Source organism: Burkholderia sp. AU16482 (genome assembly GCF_002223285.1).
In the GTDB taxonomy this organism is placed as follows: Bacteria; Pseudomonadota; Gammaproteobacteria; order Burkholderiales; family Burkholderiaceae; genus Burkholderia; species Burkholderia semiarida.
Genome location: NZ_NKEY01000008.1, coordinates 86,741 through 106,844 on the forward strand (window position 1 = coordinate 86,741; position 20,104 = coordinate 106,844).

The window sequence follows — 20,104 nt, forward strand, 5'->3', positions numbered from 1 at the left end:
CGCTCATTCGAGCTCGACGCCCTTGAGCTCGGGAATCAGGAACACCGTCGCGACCATGTCGAGCACGTAGAGGCCGGCGAGCAGCGCGATGGCCGTCTGGAACGAGTAGTGCGCGGCGAGCGCGCCGACCGCGACCGGGCCGAAGCCGCCGACCGCGCGGCCGATGTTCCACAGCACGTTCTGCGCGGTCGCGCGTGCGGCCGTCGGATAGCCTTCCGACATCAGCGTCCCGTAGCCGCCGACCATCCCGTTGACGAACATCCCCATCAGCGCGCCGGCCCACAGCATCGCCGTCGGGTCCGACAGCCGCGCATACGCGATGACCGTCACGACCGAGCCGAGCTGGTACAGCAGGAACGTCGGCTTGCGACCGATGCGGTCGGCCAGTTGGCCGAACACCCAGACGCCGATCATCATCCCGACGACGGTCGCCGCCGTCCACACGCCCGATTTCGTCAGCGAGAAACCCATCTGCTTCGACAGGAAGGTCGGCAGCCAGATCATGATTCCGTAGTAGCCGAAATTCTGGACCGAACACAGGATCGCAATGCCGACGCTCGTGCGCGCGGTGCGGCCGTCGGCGACGAGCATGCGGAACGCGTTGGACTTCGGCTGCGTCGCGCGCCGCGCGAACGCTTGCGGCTCGTGCAGCGTGTTGCGCATCACCCAGGCGAGCAGCGCGGGCAGCACGCCGACCGCGAACATGCCGCGCCACCCGATGTGGAGCAGCAGCAACGGCGTCACGAGCGCGGCCAGCAGCACGCCGGCCTGCCAGCCGAGCGCGACGTAGCACGACACGCGGGCGCGCTTGGCTGCAGGCCACGCTTCGGCCGCGAGCGCCATGCCGATCCCGAACTCGCCGCCGAGGCCGATGCCCGCGATGGTGCGATAGACGAGCAGATCCTGGAAGCCGCGCGCGAATGCGCACAGGCCGGTGAAGATCGCGAACAGCAGGATCGTCCAGGTCAGCACGCGCACGCGCCCGTAGCGATCGCTCAGCGCGCCGAACACGATGCCGCCCGCGACCGCGCCGACCAGCGTCCATGTAACCAGCGCGCCGCCCTGCCCGGGCGTCAGGTGCAGCGCCGCCGTGATCGCCGGCAGCATGAAGCCGAGGATCAGCAGGTCGAAGCCGTCCATCGCATAGCCGATCGCCGATCCGGCCAGCGCCTTCCACGCGTATGCGCCGACCTGCTCCACGCCCGGGGCCGACGGCCCGCCGAGCGTCGAAGATTTCATGTTTGCCGCCATGGTGTCCTGTCACGAATGTCCGGCGACATTCTAAGGCCTGTGCCCGCGAACGACGCGGGCGGATGCGCACCGGCCCGCGCTGGCCGGACGGCTGGCGGGAAACGACGGACCACGGCGGCAACGAACGGGGAAGGAAAAAGGAAGGGGAAAGGGAAAACGTCGATCCGGTGCGGCGGCGAGGCCGGCGATGCGCGATCAGGCCGGACACCGGATGAAAGGCGGCAGGCGGGCGGAATATCGCCGTCCGGCCCGCCTGCGCGAACCGGACGACGCCGGATGGCCCGGCGGCGCGGCGGGCTTCAGCCCTGATCGTCGCCCGGCCACCAGGTTTTGGCTCCGCGGTCGACGGCAAGCGTTTCGAGATCCTTGCCTTCGAGCCATTTCGGCCGCGGGCCGCGCCCCGACCATGAGCGGCCGGTCGTCGGATCGTAGTACTTCGCGGGCGCCTTGCGCTTGCGCTGGACGATGTAGCCGAGCGCGCTCAGCACTTCCTGCTGCGAAATCCCCAGCAGCTCGACCTGTTCCTTGAAGGCCGCGAGCGCGGCTTGCTTCTCCTTCTGCTTCGCCTCCGACAGCTTGATGTTCAGGTCCCGAAGTTGTGCTTCGAGTTCCTGCAGGGCCTGGGTCATGTATTCATCCTCTTTGGGCATGTTTTTGCAAAAAGCTCCGATGGCCGAACCTACCACGAAGTTCCGCCGATCGGGGCTGTCAAATAGGTGAATCGTCCACCTGAGCCGGCATGATTTGCGCGATGAGCACGAAACGACGTCGTGCGTCACTGACAGGCAGCACCGGCCGGCAACGGGCGGCGCGCCGCGAGTGGACGGCGGCCGCAAGTGATTCGCCGCACCTGTCACGGGCGCGGCATGGCGCGAATGATAGCAGTGCGCGGGATCGTGTTGCAGAAGTCGCGGGCCGCGGCCGATGCGAGCCGGCGGTTCAGCAGTCTTCGCCGCCGGCCTCCCATGCGATCCGGTCGAACAGCGCGCGCAGCTTCGCGCCGCGCGCCGCGTTCAGCGCGCTCGCATGCGCGACGCGCCCGGCCAGATGCGCGCGGAAATCCGGATGCGCGTCGCGATTCTGCGACGCCGGGCCGTGCCGGATGCAATTGGTCAGGATGGCCTTCAGGCGATCGAACGCGTCGCGCGCCAGGTTCGGATGACGGTTGACCACCACGCCGGCCAGTTGCTGCCGCGTGCCGCGCCGCATCACGCGGGTCTTGCGCAGTTGCAGCGCGAAGCCTTCCTCGAGTGCGATCGCGGCGACCCGGATCTGCAGCCGCTCGACGTCGCGCGCGAGCGCGCCGCCGCCGGAAAACGCGAGATCGTCCGCATAGCGCGTATAGGTCGCATCGAGCGAACGCGCGAGCGCGGCGAGCCGCATGTCGAGCCGGAACGCGCAGAGGTTGGCGAGCGCCGGCGACGTCGGCGCACCCTGCGGCAGATGCCGTTCGCGATAGCGCTGGCGGCAGATCCAGTCGAACCGGTCGCGCAGGTCCGGCGCGAGCAGCCGCGCCGACGGCACGCGATTGGTGCACAGCCCGGTGAGCGTCCGCGCGACTTCGGCCGGATACCCGAGCGTCACGAACAGCGCGTGAACGCGCGCCGCGCGCACCGATACGAAGAAATCCGCGAGATCGAAGCGCACGACGACATCGCGATCCGCATGCGGCGCCGCGAACGACACGATCCCGTGCCCCTTGCGAAATCCGTGTACCGCGCCGTGCGGCGCAACGCGATCGAGCAGCGCGTGCAGGATGCGGCGCTGCGCTTCGCGCAGCCGCCCCTTCGGGATTTCGACGAGCCGGCACCCGCCGCTGCGCTTGTCGACCGCGACGTACGTGTAGTGATGCAGCGGCGTGGCGCTGCCGCGCGCGTCGACGCGCCAGTGATCGGACAGCCAGTCGAGTTCCGGCACGCTCACGCCGAGCCAGCCGGCGAGATCGCCGGGCGTCGGCCAGTGCGGCACGTCGCAGCCGGCGAGCGGCGCCGGCAGCGGCCGCTGCACCAGCGGCCGCCGCACGATGCGGATCACCGCTGGCCGACGGTCGCCATACCAGGCACGCACGAACGCGGGCGCCTCGGCCAGCACCGCCGCGAGCGCGTCGGTGTCGGTATCGGCCCACTCCGCGCCGAAGCGAACGAGCGCGAGGCCCGCGCATTCGTGCGCCCACGGCGGGGCTTCGCCGAGCACGGCGGCCATCCGCGCGACGACGCCGTCGCGCTCGGGCGAACCGGCGAGCATCGCCTCGGCAATCGTTCGGGTGGTGTCGCGCAGGGATGAGTGCATGGACGCAGAGGGGCGGGACGACGAGTCAACGTGACTGGTGCTGCGAGGGGTCATGTTGCGCGACGCGCAACGGATTCCCTTGCGGCGCATCGGCGTCTCGATCCGATCCACGGGGTAGCCCCGTAGTCCTGGAACATCGGCTGCCTGTTCCGGGCGTGTGCTTGACCCGCCGCCCCGCGTCGCGACTTTAATGGGCGGCGACGCCAGGTGTCAAATCGAGCCGGACGACGCACGATGCGCGGTGACGTCGCGACGCGATCGCCCCCGCTTCCCTACATGTTGCCGGCCAGATGAAACCGCGACGCCGGATGCCACAGCCTCACGGACGTGGCGACCTGCTCGCCGACCCACGTGCGGCGTCGCAGCAGCAGACACGGTTCACCGATTTCCATCACGAGATGCCGCCGCACCTGCGCATTGGGCTTCTCCGCGTAGATCTGGAACTCCGCGCGCTGGATCGGCGCCAGTCGCACCATGTAGTGATTCGGCGTCTCGAGCGTGAAGTCCTGCTCCAGATACGCGGGAAACAAGGCCGGATTGACGTAGCGATCCTCGAACTGGATCGGTTCGTCCTCCTCGTAATGCACGATACGCGAATGAAACACGGGCCCGGCGCGCAGCCCGAGCGCCTCGATCGCGTCCGGATCGACGCTGCGCTCGATCAGCAGCACGCGCGCACTGTGCCGATGGCCGCGCTCGGCAATTTCGTCCGCGATGTTGCGGATTTCCAGCACCGTCGACTCGTAATGCCGGCGCTCGACGAACGTGCCGGCCCCCTGGATGCGCGTCAGCACGCGCTCGGCCGTCAGTTCGCGCAGCGCGCGCGACACCGTCATCCGCGCCACGCCGAATTCCTTGACCAGTTCGGCCTCGGTCGGGATCGCGCCGCCGGGCTTCCAGTCGCCCTTCGCGATCCGCTCCACGACGTAGCGCTTGATCTGCTGATAGGCCGGCAATGCCCGCGCCGGCACGGTGTCGGCCGATGCCGACGCCTGCCGTGCGGAAAGTCTGCGTTCCGTTTCGCTCATGCGCCCTCGCCCGAATGAATGTGGGGTGATCGGCCCGTCGTTGGCCGTCGTCACTGCAACGAAGGCGGCACACCCGCGACGATGCCGGCCGCGATCGCGATATCGTCCGCGAGCGGGCGGTCGTCGCGATACGCCGGCACGCGTTCGCGCACATGCCGCCACAGCGCGTCGGTCGATGCGGCCCGCGCCGTTTCGCCCGGCTGCAGATCGTACGCCTGCGCGGCCGCAAGCAGTTCGATCGCGAGCACGCGCGTCGTATTCTCGATGATGTCGAGCGCCTTCAGCGCGGCCGGCGTCGCATGACACAGGTGATCTTCCTGCAGCCCCGACGTGATGCCGCCGTCGAGGCTCGCCGGCGCGGCAAGCCGCTGGTTCTGCGCGACCAGCGCGACCGCCGTGTACTGCGCGATCATGAACCCCGAACAACTGCCGCCCGGCGCGGCAAGAAACGCCGGCAGCCCGCTGACGAGCGGATTCACGAGCCGGTCGAGACGCCGCTCGGCGATCGCCGCGACCTGCGCCATCGCCGCCGCGAGGCTGTCCATCGCGAGCGCGATGCCCGCGCCGACCGCATGCGCCTGCGAATGTACGGCCGGCGCCTCGCGCGTGCCGGCCACGATCGGATTGTCGGTGACGGACGCGAGTTCGCGATCGACCACCTCGGCCGTGACGTCGAACACGTCGCGCGCCGCGCCATGCACGTGCGGAATCGTGCGCAGGCTGAGCGGATCCTGCGTATGCCGGCCGCTCGCCGCGGCAAGCATGCCGCTGTCCGCCAGCAGCGCACGCAGGCGGGCGCCGACCTGGCCGATACCGGGCGAAATCCGCAGCGCGAGCGAAGCCGGATCGAAGGCGGCGAGTTGCCCGCCGAGGTTCTCGAAACTCGTCGCCGCGATCCAGTCGGCCCAGTCGAGCAACCGTTCGGCGCGAGCCAGCGCGAGCGCCGCCAGCCCCGTGACGCACGGCGTGCCGTTGACGAGGCTCAGCCCTTCCTTCGCGCCGAGCACGAGCGGTTCGCGGCCGATGCGCCGCAGCGCGTCGGCGCCGCGCAGGCGTTCGCCGCGATGGCGCGCATGGCCGTGCCCGACGCAGACGAGCGCGACGTGCGCCATGTGGGTCAGGTACCCAACCGAGCCGTGCGCCGGCACTTCGGGCAGGCAATCGTGCTCGAGCAGCGCGACGAGCTGGTCGACGACGTCGGCACGCACGCCCGAATGCCCGTGCGCATAGTTGTTGATCGCGGCCGCGATGATCGCGCGCGTTTCGGCCGCGCCGAGCGGCATGCCGACGCCCACCGCGTGACTCATCAGGATGTTGTGCGACAGCATGCTCTGCTGCGCGGGCGACACGATCACGTCGCACAGCGCGCCGACGCCGGTATTGACGCCGTACGCGCGAATCCCGCGCGCGACGATCTCGTCGACGAGTTCGCGGGCGGCCGCGACACGCGCGCGCGTCTCGTCGGCCAACGCCAGCGGCTCGCCGGCCGCCACGGCCGCGACCTGTCGCCAGTCGAGCGGCTGCGCCGCACGGAATACGGTCATGGCAGCCTCAGTTCGTCGTGCGGTCGTGGTGGCTCGACACGAATTGCCGGAAGCGCTCGGAGGTCTGGCCGCCGAAGACTTCGTCGGGCGTCCCGTCCGCGTCGACCTCGCCCTGATGCAGGAACATCACGCGATTCGACACGTGGCGCGCAAAGCCCATTTCATGCGTGACGACCAGCATCGTGCGCCCCTCCTCCGCCAGCGAGCGCATCACGCGCAGCACCTCGCCCACCAGTTCCGGGTCGAGCGCCGACGTCGGTTCGTCGAACAGCATCACCTTCGGATGCATCGCCAGCGCGCGGGCAATCGCGACACGCTGCTGCTGGCCGCCGGACAGATGCGCGGGATAGTAGCCGCGCTTGTCCGCGAGGCCGACGCGCGCGAGCAGCGCCTCGGCCTCCTCCACCGCTTCCGCGCGACTGCGCTTCTGCACGCGCAGCGGTCCCTCGACGAGGTTGTCGAGCACCGTCATGTGCGACCACAGGTTGAAGTTCTGGAACACCATCCCGAGCTGCGAGCGGATCCGGTCGACCTGGCGCCGGTCGCTCGGATGCAGCTTGCCGTCGCGCGCACGCTTCATCGCCAGCTCCTCGCCCGCGAGCGCGACGGAGCCGTCGTCGGGTGTCTCGAGCAGGTTCAGGCAACGCAGGAACGTGCTCTTGCCCGACCCGCTCGCACCGAGGATCGAGATGACGTCACCCTCGTGCGCGTCGAGCGAAATGCCCTTCAGCACATGGTGATCGCCGAACGACTTGTGGATGTTTCTGACCGACAGCGCGACGGGGGCGGCGGTGTTCATCGGATTCTCCTGGAAAGAATGGGCGCGCTCAGGACGCGACGCGCCGGGCATTGCGGGTCGCCGCGGCTGGCGCACCGGACGGCTTCGGCGCACGCAGGTGCCCCGAGAGCCGCCATTCGAGCGCGCCGAGCAAGCGCACGACGATGAAGTTCAGGCCCAGATAGATCACGGCCGCGCAGACGAACACCTCGGTCGTCCGGTAGGTCTGCTGAATGATCTGCTGCGCGACGCCCGTCACTTCCCACACGGTGACGAGGCTCGCCAGCGCGGTCGACTTGACGAGCAGCACGGCTTCGGTCGAATACGCGGGCAGACACTGGCGCAGCGCGATCGGGCCGATCACGCGCCGCAGCAGCGCGAAACCCGACAGGCCGATCGAATAGCCGGCCTCGATCTGCCCGACCGGTACGGCCATCAACCCGCCGCGCAGGATTTCGGCCGTGTAGCCTGCCGTGCACAGCGCGAGCGACAGCACCGCGCAGACGTACGGCTCGCGCAGCAGCGGCCACATGAAGCTCTCGCGAATCACGCCGAACTGGCCGAGCCCGTAATACACGAGGAACATCTGGATCAGCAGCGGCGAGCCGCGAAACACGAGGATATAGGCCCGCGCGAAGCGGTTCGGCAGCCAGCGCGGCGACACGCGCATCGTGACGATCACGAGCGACAGCAGGCCGCCGAGCACGAGCGATGCGAAGAACATGCCGAGCGTGGTCGGCACGGCCGCCAGCAACTGGCGCAGCGTGTCGACGAGAAAAGCGAAATCGATGGACATGCCCGTTCTCCGTCAGTTGCGCGCGAAATTGCGGCGGAACGACCGGCCGACGATCGCCTCGGCCCGGTTGAACACGCGGTTCGACAAGCCCGTCATCAGCAGATACAGCGCACCGCCCGCGACGAAGAACACGAAGTACTGGTGAGTCGAATTGGCGGCGATCTGGCTCGTGCGGAGCAACTCGGCAAGCCCGGTGACCGAGATCAGTGCGGAATCCTTCAGGCTCAGTTGCCACACGTTGCCGATACCGGGCAGCGCGAAGCGAAGCACCTGCGGAACCAGGATGCGCCGCAGCACCATGCTACGCGGCATGCCGATCGAACGCGCCGCTTCGAGCTCGCCTTTCGACACCGCGAGCACCGCCGCGCGATAGACCTCGGCCTGATAGGCGCCCGAGATCATCCCGACCGCGAGCGCGCCGATCACGAACGGCGGCACGCCGATGAAGCCTTCCGCGCCGAACCACTGGCCGACGGCCGTCACGAGCGTCGAGCCGCCGAAGTAGAACAGATAGATGACGAGCAATTCGGGCACGCCGCGAAATACCGTCGTATACAGATCGCCGAGCAGGCGGGCGGTGCGGTAGCGCGACAGCTTCGCCGCCGCGATCGCCGCGCCGATCACGGCGCCGACCGCCAGCGCGGCGAGCGTCAGCGCGACCGTCATCAGTGCGGCGAGCAGCAGCACACCGCCCCAGCCTTCGGTGCCGAAGCCGAGCATTTCAAGAATCGCCATGCGTGCCTCCCGGCATGTGTTGAGTGAATCCGCTGGATGCGTGCCGCCGCGCGCCGTTCGACGAACTTACGCGACGGCGGCCGTACACGCGCTTACGGGGTGACGTCGGTCTTGAACCACTTGTCGGCGAGTTTCTTCACGGTGCCGTCCGCGAGCGCCGCGCCGATCGCCGTATCGAACTTCGTCTTCAGGTCGGCATCCTGCTTGCGGAACGCGAGCCCTTCGCCCGGCCCCCAGATCGGCCCGCCGAGCTTCGGCCCCGCGAGCACGATCGATGCGTTGTCCTTCTTCGCGTTGTTCGCCGCGTAGTACGTGACGTCGTCGAACGAGGCGTCGATGCGCCCGGCGACCAGATCGAGATCGCGTTCGGGCGACGTCTTGTACACGCGAATCGACGCAATGTCCTTGAAGCTGTCGTTGATGAATTTCGTGTAGACGGTGCCCGACTGGATACCGATCGTCTTGCCCTTCAACTGCTTGCGCAGCGTGTCGACGGTAGGCTTGTCCGCGTTGGCGTCGCCCGTCAGCTTGACGATCGGCGCGCCGGGCGCGGCCTTCGGCAGGATCTTCGTATCGGTGACGGCGAACGTCGCCGGCGTCGCCGCGTACGGACGCGAGAACAGCAGGATCTTTTCGCGCTCCGGCGTGATGGAAATCGCATCCATCAGGACATCGAACTTGCCGGCCTGCAGGCCCGGAATCATCCCGTCCCAGTCCTGCGCGACCATGTTGCACTGCACCTTGATCCGCTCGCACACGTTGGCGAGCAGTTCCGGTTCGAAACCGCCCAGCTTGCCGCCCGGCAGCGTGAGGTTCCACGGTGCGTAGCCGCCTTCGAGCGCGACCGTCACCGTCTTCCATTCCTTCGCCTGCACCGGTGCCGCGAGCGTGGCCGCCGCAGCCGCGATGACGCCGATCGTCCTGATTGCCCACTTGATGCGCTTGCCGTTCACGAGATTCTCCTTGCGTTGAAGTTCGCCATCCCTTCGGTGCAGCGAGCCGCCTCAGGAATTTGTCTATACAAGCATGCAAGAAGAAAAACAGCGAGACAAGCAGTGATCAATAAAAACGCGGGAAACGCGGGAAATCCCCTAATTTCAGGGCTCTGGCGTGCATCGTCGCGGGGAATTCCGGCACATGTTTGGTGCAATTCGAGCGAGCGAATCTCAAGGATGACTAGACAAATCCTGAATTCGATCGCGAGTGCGCTCAGACGTGAAACACGTCTGAGGATTCGGGCTCGTACGTGCCTGCGCGTTGCCGGATGCGTTGGCGACGCGCAATACGGCATCTGCATCGGGGTCGGGCAATCCGCCATCGCCAGCGGCGCGGGTGCTGCGTTCGTGCGATGAATATCGGGCGGCAAGTCGCCCGACTGACGCCCGGGAAGCGCGGCTGTACGCTTCGCGGCGGATTGGTACCGCGAGCCGCGAAGGACGCCGATCCTACCGCGCCTGCGGCGCGTCGCGCAGCACGGTCCGCAACGCCGTATCGAACGGCGTCGCGTAATCGATTCCGAGCGCGCGCACGCGCGCCGCATCGAGATGGCAGTCGTACGGGCGCGGCGTTGCGTCGGTCGGCTGCGTGATCGGCGCGAGCGACGCGTCGATGCCAAGCGCGGCCGCGATTCGCCGCGCGATGTCGTACTTCGTCATCGGCTCCTCGCTCGACCAATGGCGGATGCCCGTGACGGATTTCCCCGCGAGATGGCGCAGCGTCAGGTCGCGGATGACCTGCGCGACGTCGGGCGTCCAGGTCGGATAACGGATCGCCCATGCGTCCATGCCGACCGCGTGCGCGCCCGGTCGCGCGGACGCGACGACGGCCGGCACGAGGCTCGTGACGGCCGATTCGCTCCAGTCGGCGATCGGGCCGAAGAGCAACGGCAGGCGCAGCACGCACGACAGCGGCGAGGCCGCGAGGAGCGCGGCCTCGCCTTCCAGTTTGGTGCGACCGTAGATGTTCAGCGGGTTGGGAGTGGCGTCCTCGCCGTACGGGGCGGCGTTGCCGTCGAACACGTAGTCGGTCGAGATGCCGAGCGTCCATGCGCCGAATCGCGCGGCGAGCGCGCCGATGCGGGCCGGCGCCGCGACGTTGATGGCACGGGCCGCGGCCGGGTCGCGTTCGCAGACGTCGGGGCGGCGTTCGGCGGCGCAAATGACGACGGCAGCGGGCCGGCACGTTTCGAACAGGCGCTCGAGAGCCGGCTCGTCGAGGACGTCGAGTTCGGCGATGTTTTCCGGCGGCAATGCGAGCAGTTTTGCGCCGGCGCCTTGCGGGTGCCGGATGGTCGCGAGCAGCGTCAGCGACGGTTCGCGGAACAAGGACGCGGCAACCGCGCGGCCGAGCAGGCCGGACGCGCCGATGACGAGGACGGTGGGACGGTCGATCGGTGAAATCTGGTTTGGCATGGGTGGCGCTCGATCACGGAAACGAATGGATTATCGGGCCTATTGGACAGTATGAACGGCTCGCATCCGGTCGGAACACGATCGCCCGCTTCTTCGCCTCTTTCTTCATCCATTTCCCGCCGGCCAACGGCTGCGTGATCCGCGATGCGGATTCTGGCCGCGAGCGCATGCGCTGCCCGCGGTGCCTGGGCACGACTCCGGTTCCGTCGTCGGCACGCGCGCCGCCCCTGCGTCGCCCGCAAAAACGAAGCCCGGCACGCTTGCACGTACCGGGCTTGTGATACCGAACGGAAACTTCGTCCTGCCTTACTTCCGGTCGACCGAATACCGGCCCGGCCCGCTCAACGCGAGCAACAGCAACCCGCCGATGATGCTCACGTTCTTGTAGAAGTTGATCATCGCCATGTACTGCTCCATCCCCTGCAGCGCCCAGTAGCGATGGCCGATCAGCGCGGTCGCGAGCGTATAGGCGGCGAATGCCAGCGCGAGCGGACGCGTATAGAAGCCGATCGCGATCAGCACGCCGCCCACCAGTTCGACCGCCACCGCGATCGCGGCCGCGAGTTCGGGCGCCGGATTCCCCGTCGACGCCATGTACGCGACCGTGCCCGAAAAGCCGTTCAGCTTCTGCCAGCCGAACAGCACGAACAGGATCATCATCAGCACGCGAGCCGCCAGCAGCAGCTCGTCCTTCTTCGACTCCAGTGAAACGTAACGCATGGCAATCACCCTTGAATTGACGGTTTGATGCATCCGCTGCCGCTGCGCGTCGAATCGGCGCGCGATGCCGGCAACGGACCACTCTTCGCGCAGTCGCGCGGCAAGCCAGGTGGCCCGCCGCCGAAGAATCCATCCGGTGACGCCGCGACTGACGGCGCGCCGGATCGGTTCTGGCGAAGCACGGGTGCAGTCTACTGTCCCACGAAAATTCATCAATCCGTCGAAACACGATTCGCTGTCTCGAAATAGTGGACAATCGCGGGAGAGCGGCCCATCCGGTGACGGCCGGCCAGTGCGGATGGCGGACGATTCGCTCCAGTCCCCAGCCTTGCCAACTGATACCGGCAAGGAAGAACACCTCTCGCCGAGCGATACATTCGCTTGCTGCTTGGCCTGTTCAATCCCGAGAACGGGATAATCGACGTGCAGACGACCGCACTGGCCGACGATCTGAAGCGTGTCGCGCAGCAGCAGTCGAATCTGTCCGACTATGCCGCGCAACTGACCCGGCAGTTCGTGACGTCGTGAATGACTGCGAATGGCAGCCGCATCGCGAAGCGGCAGGCATTGCCGCCAGCGACGGGAAGGGAATCGCGATGATGGCGCCGCGACTGCGACGCCTCGCGCAAGACGGGTCGTTCGGGCACGCAGCGGATGTGCCGCATGCACGGCGCGGCATGCGATGCGATCACGCGCCGCGCTGCTGGCGGCGCGCGTCCTGCGTTATGACGCCGCGATCCGCCGGCGGAAATGTTCGGTGCCGGCCACGATCTTGTCGAGTACCGCGTCGAGCGCCCAGAAGCGTTCGCGCACGTCGTAGTCGATCGCACGGCATTTGATCGACCCGAACGTGCCGATCCGCTGGTGATAGAGCTTCGCGAGCGCCGGGTAGCCCAGCGCCTCCGATACCGCCGAGACGACCAGGAACGTCGAGAGTTCGTCGGCCAGCGCCGGATTCGATTCGCCTTGCGTGCGCAGCCACTGGTAGAGATCGGGATGGAAGTTCGTGAACACGCCGTTGAAACCGGCCGACCCGGCCTTCATCGCGTCCCACGCGATCGCGGCGTTCGCGTTCAGGATTTTCAGCGGCGACCCCGCGGCCAGCGCGACGCGCCGCTTCACCGTCGCGAGATCGCAGCTCACGTCCTTGAGCATCACGAATCGGCCCGTATCGATGCACGCGCGCAACTCGTCATCCGACAGAAGCCGCCGATAAGGCGCCGGACATTCGTACAGGCCGAGCGGAAGATCCGACGGCAGCCGCGCGAGCAGCCGGCGCAGATGGTCGAGCAACGCGGCGCTGCCCTTGCGTTGCGGATCGAGCCGGTTGGTCACGAGCACGACACCCTGCGCGCCCGATTCGGCCGCCGCGCACAGTTCGGCGACCTGCGCGTCGAGGTCGTCGCTGATGTGGCCCGACGCGACGACCGGCACGCGCCCGGCCACGCGATCGACCACGAAACGCGCGAGCGCCGCGCGTTCGGCCAGGCTCAGGAACTGCATCTCGCTCGATTGCGCGACCGCGAACAACGCATCCGAGCCGTGCGCCAGATACCATTCGATGAGCCGCTCGAGCCCGGCGTAGTCGATCGCGCCGGCGTCGTCGAACGGCGTCAGCATCACCGGCACGATCCCCTCGATCGTCACGTTCGATTGCTGCGGGTAGTGCATCTGTTTCTCCTTGCTTCAATGAATGCGGATGCCGGCTGCAAGCTCAAGCCGGCAATGGTCCGGGCGCGGCGTTCGCGGCCTGTTCGGGAATCGGCTTGCGCACCAGCAGCAGGTACGCCATCGCGCCGGCGAACGCGATCGCCGCCGCGGTGAGCAGCGCGGGCACGAACGACCACTTCTGCGCGATGATGCCGGTCAGGATCGGGGCCAGCGCGCCGCCGATGAAGCCGCCGAAATTCTGGATCGCGCCGAGCGACGCGATGCGGCTCGGCGGCGCGGCCGCCGTCGCGAGCGCCCACGAACACGCCGACGCCGCGTTGGCGAGAAAGATCACCACCGAAATGCATGCGAGCGCAACCGTATTGCTCTGCACGAGCGCGGCCGGAATCGTGAACGCGACCATCCCGAGCATCGCGGCCACCACCGCGTTGCGCCGGCTCACGACCGGCGACCGGCTGCGGCGCGTGACGAGATCCGACAGCCAGCCGGCGACCAGCGAACCGACGAACCCGCACAGGAACGGCACCGACGCGGCAAACCCCGTACGGATCAGGCTCATGTGCCGCTCCATCGTCAGGTAGCCCGGCAGCCAGGTCAGGTAGACCCAGTTCAGGTATACGGAGCCGAAGAAACCGATCAACATCCCCCACGTCGTGCCGTGCGAGAACAGGCTGCGCCATTCGACGAAGGTCAGTTTCGGCGCGGCGACCGCGCTCTGTGCATCGGCATCGAGATAACCGCGTTCGGCGGCGGACAGTTGCGCGCGCACCGGATCGCGATACAGCGCGAACCACACGACGGCGACGACGAGACCGAGCGCGCCGGTCACGATGAACGCCCAGCGCCAGTGAAACGATGCAACGAGCACCGACAGCAGCAACGGCGCAAGCGCGGTACCGAGCGGCGACGCGGCATTGAAAATGCCCGTCGGCGTGCCGCGCGCACGCAGCGGAAACCAGTTGCTCACCACGCGCGCGGCCGACGGGAATTGCGGCGCCTCGCCGATGCCGAGCACGATGCGCGCGACGATGAACCAGCCGAAGGTGGATACGATGCCGCCCGCCGCCTGCGCGAACGACCAGACGATCAGCCCGATGCCGAGCAGCCGGCGCGGGCCGATGCGGTCGACCAGCCCGCCGACCGGAAACTGGCACAGCGCATAGCTCCACGAGAAGGCCGACAGCAGCAGCCCCATCTGCGCGAGCGACAGGCCGAGATCGCCGCGGATCGCGGAACTCGCGACGGCCAGCGTGCCGCGATCGAGATAGTTGACGATCCCGCTCGCCATCAACAGCGCGAGCGCGATGCGTTGACCGCGCCGAATCCGTTGCGGCGCGTGCGGAACAGCTTGGTTGTCGTTCATGTCGAGTGTCTCCATGTCACTGGTAGGGGCCGGGTTCGGCCGTTCCGTCGCATGCGGAATTCAGGTCTCCAGACGGTCGACTTCGTCGCGCGTCGGAATCGATGTCTGCGCGCCGCGGCGCGTGACGCTGATCGCGGCCGCACGCTGGCCGAAGCCGATCGCGTCGTCCATCGATGCGCCGCCGGCCCGCGCGACCGCGAACCCGCCGACGAACGTGTCGCCGGCCGCGGTCGTGTCGACGGCCGCCACCGCGAGCGCACGATGGCGGCCGCTCCCTGCGCTGCCGCGCCAGCAGACACCGCGCGCGCCGAGCGTGACCAACACGTTGCCGACGCCCTTCGCGCGCAGCGCATCGGCGGCGCGCACGGCCGACGCGTCGTCGCCGACGGCGATGCCGGTCAGCGACTCGGCCTCGGTTTCGTTGACGACGAGATAGTCGACCCGCGCCAGCAACGCATCGAAGAGCGGCTGCGCGGGCGCCGGATTGAGCAGCACCGGCGTGTGGCGCGCGCTTGCGCACGCAATCGCGCGCGCCACGCTGGCGACCGGCACTTCGAGCTGGCACACGAGCAACGCGGCGGCGGCGATCGCGTCGCACGCCGCGTCGATCCGGTCGGCATCGACGCACGCATTCGCGCCGGGCACGACGACGATGCTGTTCGCGCCGCCGTCGTCGACGGTGATCGTCGCCACGCCGGTCGCCGTGTCGGCGATCCGGTGCAAGTGCGTCACGTCGATGCGCTCCGCCGCCAGCGCCCCGTGCAGGCGCGCACCGAACGCGTCGTCGCCGACGCAGCCGATCATCGCGACCGATCCGCCCAAGCGCGCGGCCGCCACCGCCTGGTTCGCGCCCTTGCCGCCGTGAACGGTCTCGAACGTCGTGCCGAGCAGCGTCTCGCCCGGCACCGGCAGGCGCGGCGCGCGCGTGACGAGATCGATGTTGACGCTGCCGACGACGGCGATACGTGGTGTCCGTCGGCCGCTCATTGCTGAATGTAATCGCTTACATTTGCGGTCGACAAAATGACCGGGATGGTCATCGTCTCGGAAAATTTCGCCATACGGATCGAACAAGTGTCTGACATAATAGGGAAGCAGCAGTACGATAGCGCTTACATTCTCGCAGGGTTGGTCGGGAATGCAAGCGGCAGCATCACGAATCGAGGGTAAACAATGACGCTTTTGACGGCACACGGCAGCGGCACGGCCGCCCTGCCCGGAGACGGCCGATGAGCACGCCCCGCGCACGCCGCGGCAGCGGCCGCTCGGTGCTCGGCGACGTCGCGAAACTGGCCGGCGTGTCGACCGCGACCGTCTCGCGCGTGTACAACGATCCGGGCAAGGTGTCGGCCGACGTGCAACAGCGCGTGCGCGACGCGGCGCTCGCACTCAACTGGATCCCGAACGCCGCCGGCCGCGCGCTGGCGTCCACGCGCACCCACATCACGGGCGCGATCATCCCGACCCTCGACGACCAGGTGTTCGCGTCGCAGGTTGCCGGCATGCAGACGGTCATGGCCGAGCACGGCATCACGCTGTTCCTCGGCTGCTCGAACTACGACCCCGCGCAGGCGCTCGAGCAGGTGCGCGCGATGCTGTCGCGCGGCGTGGAAGCCGTGTCGCTGGTTGGCGAAGCATATCCGCCGGAACTGTTCGAACTCCTTGCGATGCATCGCGTGCCGTACGTCGTCACGTACGCGTACCGCGACGACAGCCCGCACTGCTGCATCGGCTTCGACAACCGCGCGGCATTCGCGCGGCTCACCACGCATCTGCTCGACCTCGGCCATCGCGATTTCGCGATCATCATGCAGCCGTCGACGGACAACGACCGCGTGCAGGCCCGCCTGCGCGGCATTCACGACACGCTGGCCGCGCACGGGCTCGCGGTGCGCCCCATGCATCAGCACGAAGGCGCGGCAACGATCGCGTTCGGGCGGGCGAGCCTGCGCGCCATTGCCGGCAGCGAGGCGGCGACGCGGCCGACGGCTGTGATCTGCGGCAACGACGCGCTCGCGCTCGGCGCGTTGCTCGAGGCGCAGGCGCTCGGCATCGACGTGCCCGGGCAGTTGTCGATCACCGGATTCGACGACGTCGCGCTCGCGCGCGAGATCCAGCCGCCGCTGACGACGATGTGGGTGGATACCGACGCGATCGGGCGCCAGGCCGCGCGTGCATTGCTCGACGCGCTCGAGAACGGCGCGACGGGGCCCGGCCATGCGGTCCAGCCCGAGCTGCGCATACGAGAATCCGCGGCGGCGGCGGCGCGTGCGGCGCGCCGAAGCAAGAAATAGCGGGCAGCGCCGGCTTACTGCATCACGTCGATCGGCAGCGTCTTGTCGAGATTGTCGTGCCACGCGGTGATCGTCTTCGGCACGGTTTTCTTCCACGCCGGCACGTTCGAGTAGTAATGCATCCGGACGTTTTTCTTCGCGTCGAACACCAGCAGCCCGATCCACAGATCGGTGCCGCGGCGCATCACGATCGCCGCGTTCGTCGTCGCGATGCCGCCCGGCAACGTCAACCGTCGAACGGCACCAGTTCGTAACTCGTGCTCCGGCCGCCGGACGCCGAGCGACGCAGCATGCGCTGCTCGACGAGCTCCGTGATATCGCGCAGCGCCGTGTCTTGCGAGCATTTCGCGATGGCGGCCCACTTGGTGGTCGTCAGCTTGCCTTCGAAGCCGTCGAGCAGGCGATTCATGACCTTGACCTGGCGTTCGTTCATCGCGACGCCCGCGCATCGCTGCCAGAAGCGCGCCTTGATCAGCACCGCATCGAGCGTCGTGTGCGCGTGATCGATGGCCCGGCCCAGCGTGTTCAGAAACCACGCGAGCCACTCCGTGACGTCGAGCGAGCCGCGCTGCGTGCGCTCCAGCACGTCGTAATACGCGTTGCGCTCGCGCTGGATCTGCGCGGACAGGCTGTAGAAACGCTGCGGGCTTCGATCGGCGCGCGCCAGAACCAGATCCCCGAGCGCGCGCGCGATACGACCGTTGCCGTCGTCGAACGGGTGGAGCGTGACGAACCACAGGTGGGCCAGGCCGGCCCGGATCAGCAACGGCTCGGCCGGCGGCGCATTGAGCCACGCGAGAAAGCGCCCGATCTCGTGCGGCAGGCGTGCGGCCGGCGGCGCCTCGAAATGCACGCGCTGCCGACCGATCGGCCCGGAGACCACCTGCATCGGCCCGCTCGCATCCGAGCGCCAGCCGCCGACCGTGATCCGCGACAGCCCGGAATAGCCGGTCGGAAACAGCGCGGCATGCCACCCGAACAGCCGCGCTTCGGTGACCGGTGCGGCCGAATGAGTCGTCGCATCCAGCACCATGTCGACGACGCCTTCGACGTGGCGATCGACCGGCGCGAGCGCGCCGATGTCGACGCCGAGCCGGCGCGCAATCGACGACCGCACCGATGCGACATTCAGGTTCTCGCCCTCGATCGCGCTGGTCTTGACGACGTCCTCCGTCAGCGCGGCCAGGCTCGCCTCGTCGCGCAACGTCAGGCCGACGTCCGCCAGTCGGCCGACCAGCATGCCTTGCGCACGGCTGACGTCGGCGAGCGGCGCGGCGAGGGCCGGAAGGTCGAAGCGCCATGCCGGCCAGTCGGCCGATTCCCAGATAAAGGTGTAATCTCCGCTCATCATGCGGAGATTATCCACCCATTCGCCGCACGACTCAACAATCTCCGCAAATCATGCGGAGATTAATCGCCCCATTCACCGCAAGGCGGCCGGCTACCGTACCCGGCCCGCCCCGCTCGCCCCCGTCGGCGCCGGCTCCCCGAGCCGTTCCGCGAGAAACCCGATGAACGTACGCAGCGTGACGAACCCTTCCCGGTGCTGCGGAAACACCGCATTGAGGGTGATCGGCGACGGCGCATACGCGTCGAGCACCGGCACCAGCGCACCACTGTCGAGCGCCCCGCCGACGATGAAATCCGGCAGCAGCGCGATGCCGAGCCCGGCGATCGCCGCGTCGCGCACCACTTCGCCGTTGTTCGCGACGAGCGGACCCTGCACGTCGAATGTGCGCGCCGCGCCGTCGACGCGGAATTCCCAGCCGACCCGCCGCTCGCGCCCGTACAGCACGCATGTGTGGCCCGCCAGATCGGCCGGCGTCTGCGGTGTGCCCTGCCGCTTCAGGTAGGCGGGGCTCGCGCACGCGATCATCCGCCACGCGCCGAGCGGACGCGCGATCAGCGTCGAATCCTCGAGCGAGCCGATCCGCAGCACGAGGTCGAAGCCCTCGCCGATCAGGTCGACGCGCCGGTCGGTCAGGTCGATGTTCAGCCGCACGGCCGGGTGCGCGGCCAGGAATTCGGCGATCAGCGGCGACACGTGCGTGATCCCGAACGACAGCGGCGCGCTGATCTTCAGCGAACCGTGCAGCTCGGTGCTGCGTACCGACATCGCCTGCTCGGCGTCGGCGATCTCCGCGAGGATGCGCTGCGCGCGCGCGTAGAACTCCTGCCCCGATTCGGTCACCGCGAGATTGCGGGTATTGCGATGCAGCAGCCGCACGCCGAGCGACGCCTCCAGCGCTATCGTGCGCCGGCTGACGAACTGCTTGGACAGCATCAGCTGATCGGCCGCCGCCGTGAAGCTGCCTGCGTCCACCGTCGCGACGAAGATCCTCAGGTCGTTGAGTTCCATATTGTCCACTCCATAGCGACAGTCATTATCTCTACAGCGATTTATTTGTCAAATCGATTGACCTAAGATTCATCTCAACGAACAGCCGAGCCCACTTCCGAGGTCCGGCGACTTCAAGGACAAAAAATCATGATCGACATCCGTGCAGCAAACCAACGTGGCCGTGCGGAGCATGGCTGGCTCAGCTCCCGTCATACGTTTTCGTTCGCGAATTACTACGATCCGAAGCAAGTCGGCTTCTCCGATCTGCTCGTGATCAACGACGACCGCGTCGCCCCGGGCCGCGGCTTCGGCACGCACCCGCACCGCGACATGGAAATCCTGTCGTACGTGCTCGACGGCGCGCTCGAACACAAGGACTCGATGGGCACCGGCTCGGTGATCGTGCCGGGCGACGTGCAGCTGATGAGCGCGGGCACCGGCGTGCGCCACAGCGAGTTCAACCACTCGCAGGACACACCGGTCCACTTCCTGCAGATCTGGGTCGGGCCGGCCGAAAAGGGCGCCGAGCCGCGCTATCAGCAGACGAATGTCGCGGCCGACGACAAGCGCGGCAAGCTCGCGCTCGTCGTGTCGCCGAACGGCGACGCCGGTTCGCTGAAGATCCGGCAGGACACGCGGATTTACGCGGGCCTGTTCGACGGCGACGAAAGCGCGACGCTGGAACTTGATCCGAACCGCTTTGCTTACGTGCACGTGGCGCGCGGCAGCGTGACGGTCAACGGCGTGACGCTCGGCGAAGGCGACGGCGCGCGCATCCGCGGCGAACACGCGCTGACGATCGCCGATGGCAAGGATGCCGAAGTGCTCGTGTTCGACCTGCGTCCGGTCGAAGTGACGGCCGAATGGGCGTGACGCCCGTTCG

19 protein-coding genes and 1 pseudogene are annotated in these 20,104 nt (G+C 68.0%); 3 read left to right on the forward strand and 17 right to left on the reverse strand.

The genetic code is table 11. The annotated features are described in order from the left end of the window. Window positions 1-3 precede the first annotated feature (3 nt). The 11 genes from CFB35_RS29820 to CFB35_RS29870 all read right to left on the reverse strand — a co-directional run bounded on the left by CFB35_RS29820 (window position 4) and on the right by CFB35_RS29870 (window position 11,552). Window positions 4-1,251, reverse strand: coding sequence for an MFS transporter (locus CFB35_RS29820; RefSeq protein ID WP_089465965.1), 1,248 nt, complete (start codon window positions 1,249-1,251; stop codon window positions 4-6). A gap of 299 nt (window positions 1,252-1,550) precedes the next feature. Beyond that, window positions 1,551-1,880, reverse strand: coding sequence for an H-NS family nucleoid-associated regulatory protein (locus CFB35_RS29825; RefSeq protein ID WP_059579344.1), 330 nt, complete (start codon window positions 1,878-1,880; stop codon window positions 1,551-1,553). A gap of 310 nt (window positions 1,881-2,190) precedes the next feature. After that, window positions 2,191-3,540, reverse strand: coding sequence for a reverse transcriptase family protein (locus tag CFB35_RS29830; RefSeq protein WP_089465966.1), 1,350 nt, complete (start codon window positions 3,538-3,540; stop codon window positions 2,191-2,193). Window positions 3,541-3,812: 272 nt separating this feature from the next. Next, a complete protein-coding gene (gene hutC, locus CFB35_RS29835; RefSeq protein ID WP_089465967.1) occupies window positions 3,813-4,568 on the reverse strand; it encodes a histidine utilization repressor in 756 nt (251 codons plus the stop codon). A 50-nt stretch (window positions 4,569-4,618) separates the two neighbouring features. Next, window positions 4,619-6,112, reverse strand: coding sequence for a histidine ammonia-lyase (hutH, locus tag CFB35_RS29840; protein ID WP_089465968.1), 1,494 nt, complete (start codon window positions 6,110-6,112; stop codon window positions 4,619-4,621). Between the two features lie 7 nt (window positions 6,113-6,119). Further along, window positions 6,120-6,911 (reverse strand): ABC transporter ATP-binding protein, encoded by a 792-nt coding sequence (locus tag CFB35_RS29845; protein ID WP_059579354.1) that lies wholly within the window; start codon window positions 6,909-6,911, stop codon window positions 6,120-6,122. 28 nt (window positions 6,912-6,939) lie between these two features. Then, window positions 6,940-7,686 (reverse strand): ABC transporter permease, encoded by a 747-nt coding sequence (locus tag CFB35_RS29850; RefSeq protein ID WP_089465969.1) that lies wholly within the window; start codon window positions 7,684-7,686, stop codon window positions 6,940-6,942. A 12-nt stretch (window positions 7,687-7,698) separates the two neighbouring features. Continuing rightward, a complete protein-coding gene (locus CFB35_RS29855) occupies window positions 7,699-8,421 on the reverse strand; it encodes an ABC transporter permease (RefSeq protein WP_059638966.1) in 723 nt (240 codons plus the stop codon). Window positions 8,422-8,513: 92 nt separating this feature from the next. Further along, window positions 8,514-9,374 (reverse strand): transporter substrate-binding domain-containing protein, encoded by an 861-nt coding sequence (locus CFB35_RS29860; RefSeq protein ID WP_059638965.1) that lies wholly within the window; start codon window positions 9,372-9,374, stop codon window positions 8,514-8,516. A 492-nt stretch (window positions 9,375-9,866) separates the two neighbouring features. Further along, the gene (locus CFB35_RS29865; RefSeq protein WP_089465970.1) at window positions 9,867-10,832 is read right to left on the reverse strand and encodes an SDR family oxidoreductase; all 966 of its coding nucleotides are present in this window, start codon (window positions 10,830-10,832) and stop codon (window positions 9,867-9,869) included. Window positions 10,833-11,138: 306 nt separating this feature from the next. Then, the gene (locus tag CFB35_RS29870) at window positions 11,139-11,552 is read right to left on the reverse strand and encodes a DoxX family protein (protein ID WP_059241206.1); all 414 of its coding nucleotides are present in this window, start codon (window positions 11,550-11,552) and stop codon (window positions 11,139-11,141) included. A gap of 381 nt (window positions 11,553-11,933) precedes the next feature. On the opposite strand from CFB35_RS29870, the gene CFB35_RS35160 reads away from it, so the two are divergent. Next, the gene (locus CFB35_RS35160; protein ID WP_179231813.1) at window positions 11,934-12,080 is read left to right on the forward strand and encodes a hypothetical protein; all 147 of its coding nucleotides are present in this window, start codon (window positions 11,934-11,936) and stop codon (window positions 12,078-12,080) included. Between the two features lie 195 nt (window positions 12,081-12,275). On the opposite strand, the gene CFB35_RS29875 is transcribed toward CFB35_RS35160, so the two are convergent. Genes CFB35_RS29875 through rbsK form a run of 3 tightly spaced genes read right to left on the reverse strand, consistent with a single transcriptional unit; the run spans window position 12,276 to window position 15,573 of the window. Further along, on the reverse strand, window positions 12,276-13,223 hold the full coding sequence (locus CFB35_RS29875; RefSeq protein WP_059638963.1) for a dihydrodipicolinate synthase family protein: 948 nt from the start codon (window positions 13,221-13,223) through the stop codon (window positions 12,276-12,278). Between the two features lie 43 nt (window positions 13,224-13,266). After that, the gene (locus tag CFB35_RS29880; RefSeq protein WP_089466025.1) at window positions 13,267-14,586 is read right to left on the reverse strand and encodes an MFS transporter; all 1,320 of its coding nucleotides are present in this window, start codon (window positions 14,584-14,586) and stop codon (window positions 13,267-13,269) included. 60 nt (window positions 14,587-14,646) lie between these two features. Next, window positions 14,647-15,573: a ribokinase gene (gene rbsK, locus CFB35_RS29885; RefSeq protein ID WP_089465971.1), complete on the reverse strand. Its 927-nt coding sequence runs from the start codon at window positions 15,571-15,573 to the stop codon at window positions 14,647-14,649. A 242-nt stretch (window positions 15,574-15,815) separates the two neighbouring features. Here rbsK and CFB35_RS29890 point away from each other — a divergent pair, with 242 nt between their 5' ends. Beyond that, on the forward strand, window positions 15,816-16,880 hold the full coding sequence (locus tag CFB35_RS29890) for a LacI family DNA-binding transcriptional regulator (protein ID WP_089465972.1): 1,065 nt from the start codon (window positions 15,816-15,818) through the stop codon (window positions 16,878-16,880). Window positions 16,881-16,894: 14 nt separating this feature from the next. Here the strand turns inward: CFB35_RS29890 and CFB35_RS29895 are convergent. From CFB35_RS29895 to CFB35_RS29905, 3 genes and pseudogenes are all read right to left on the reverse strand, one after another. Further along, a pseudogene (locus CFB35_RS29895) lies at window positions 16,895-17,095 on the reverse strand (hypothetical protein); the annotation flags it as partial. Window positions 17,096-17,106: 11 nt separating this feature from the next. Continuing rightward, a complete protein-coding gene (locus CFB35_RS29900; RefSeq protein WP_089465973.1) occupies window positions 17,107-18,231 on the reverse strand; it encodes a Fic family protein in 1,125 nt (374 codons plus the stop codon). Between the two features lie 90 nt (window positions 18,232-18,321). Continuing rightward, the gene (locus CFB35_RS29905) at window positions 18,322-19,239 is read right to left on the reverse strand and encodes a LysR family transcriptional regulator (RefSeq protein ID WP_089465974.1); all 918 of its coding nucleotides are present in this window, start codon (window positions 19,237-19,239) and stop codon (window positions 18,322-18,324) included. A gap of 129 nt (window positions 19,240-19,368) precedes the next feature. Between CFB35_RS29905 and CFB35_RS29910 the strand changes: the two genes are divergently transcribed. After that, window positions 19,369-20,094 carry a pirin family protein gene (locus tag CFB35_RS29910; protein ID WP_059579385.1) on the forward strand — a complete coding sequence of 242 codons (726 nt, stop codon included), beginning with the start codon at window positions 19,369-19,371 and terminating at the stop codon, window positions 20,092-20,094. The last annotated feature ends 10 nt before the right edge of the window (window positions 20,095-20,104 follow it).

Excerpts from the sequence above, each read along its gene's own strand:
- CFB35_RS29830 (WP_089465966.1), bottom strand. The coding sequence starts at position 3,540 with ATGCACTCATCCCTGCGCGACACCACCCGAACGATTGCCGAGGCGATG.
- hutC (WP_089465967.1), bottom strand. The coding sequence starts at position 4,568 with ATGAGCGAAACGGAACGCAGACTTTCCGCACGGCAGGCGTCGGCATCG.
- CFB35_RS29900 (WP_089465973.1), bottom strand. The coding sequence starts at position 18,231 with ATGATGAGCGGAGATTACACCTTTATCTGGGAATCGGCCGACTGGCCG.
- CFB35_RS29825 (WP_059579344.1), bottom strand. The coding sequence starts at position 1,880 with ATGACCCAGGCCCTGCAGGAACTCGAAGCACAACTTCGGGACCTGAAC.
- rbsK (WP_089465971.1), bottom strand. The coding sequence starts at position 15,573 with ATGAGCGGCCGACGGACACCACGTATCGCCGTCGTCGGCAGCGTCAAC.
- CFB35_RS29905 (WP_089465974.1), bottom strand. The coding sequence starts at position 19,239 with ATGGAACTCAACGACCTGAGGATCTTCGTCGCGACGGTGGACGCAGGC.
- hutH (WP_089465968.1), bottom strand. The coding sequence starts at position 6,112 with ATGACCGTATTCCGTGCGGCGCAGCCGCTCGACTGGCGACAGGTCGCG.
- CFB35_RS29865 (WP_089465970.1), bottom strand. The coding sequence starts at position 10,832 with ATGCCAAACCAGATTTCACCGATCGACCGTCCCACCGTCCTCGTCATC.
- CFB35_RS29850 (WP_089465969.1), bottom strand. The coding sequence starts at position 7,686 with ATGTCCATCGATTTCGCTTTTCTCGTCGACACGCTGCGCCAGTTGCTG.
- CFB35_RS29875 (WP_059638963.1), bottom strand. The coding sequence starts at position 13,223 with ATGCACTACCCGCAGCAATCGAACGTGACGATCGAGGGGATCGTGCCG.
- CFB35_RS29870 (WP_059241206.1), bottom strand. The coding sequence starts at position 11,552 with ATGCGTTACGTTTCACTGGAGTCGAAGAAGGACGAGCTGCTGCTGGCG.
- CFB35_RS29890 (WP_089465972.1), top strand. The coding sequence starts at position 15,816 with ATGAGCACGCCCCGCGCACGCCGCGGCAGCGGCCGCTCGGTGCTCGGC.
- CFB35_RS29845 (WP_059579354.1), bottom strand. The coding sequence starts at position 6,911 with ATGAACACCGCCGCCCCCGTCGCGCTGTCGGTCAGAAACATCCACAAG.
- CFB35_RS29910 (WP_059579385.1), top strand. The coding sequence starts at position 19,369 with ATGATCGACATCCGTGCAGCAAACCAACGTGGCCGTGCGGAGCATGGC.
- CFB35_RS29855 (WP_059638966.1), bottom strand. The coding sequence starts at position 8,421 with ATGGCGATTCTTGAAATGCTCGGCTTCGGCACCGAAGGCTGGGGCGGT.
- CFB35_RS29820 (WP_089465965.1), bottom strand. The coding sequence starts at position 1,251 with ATGGCGGCAAACATGAAATCTTCGACGCTCGGCGGGCCGTCGGCCCCG.
- CFB35_RS29880 (WP_089466025.1), bottom strand. The coding sequence starts at position 14,586 with ATGAACGACAACCAAGCTGTTCCGCACGCGCCGCAACGGATTCGGCGC.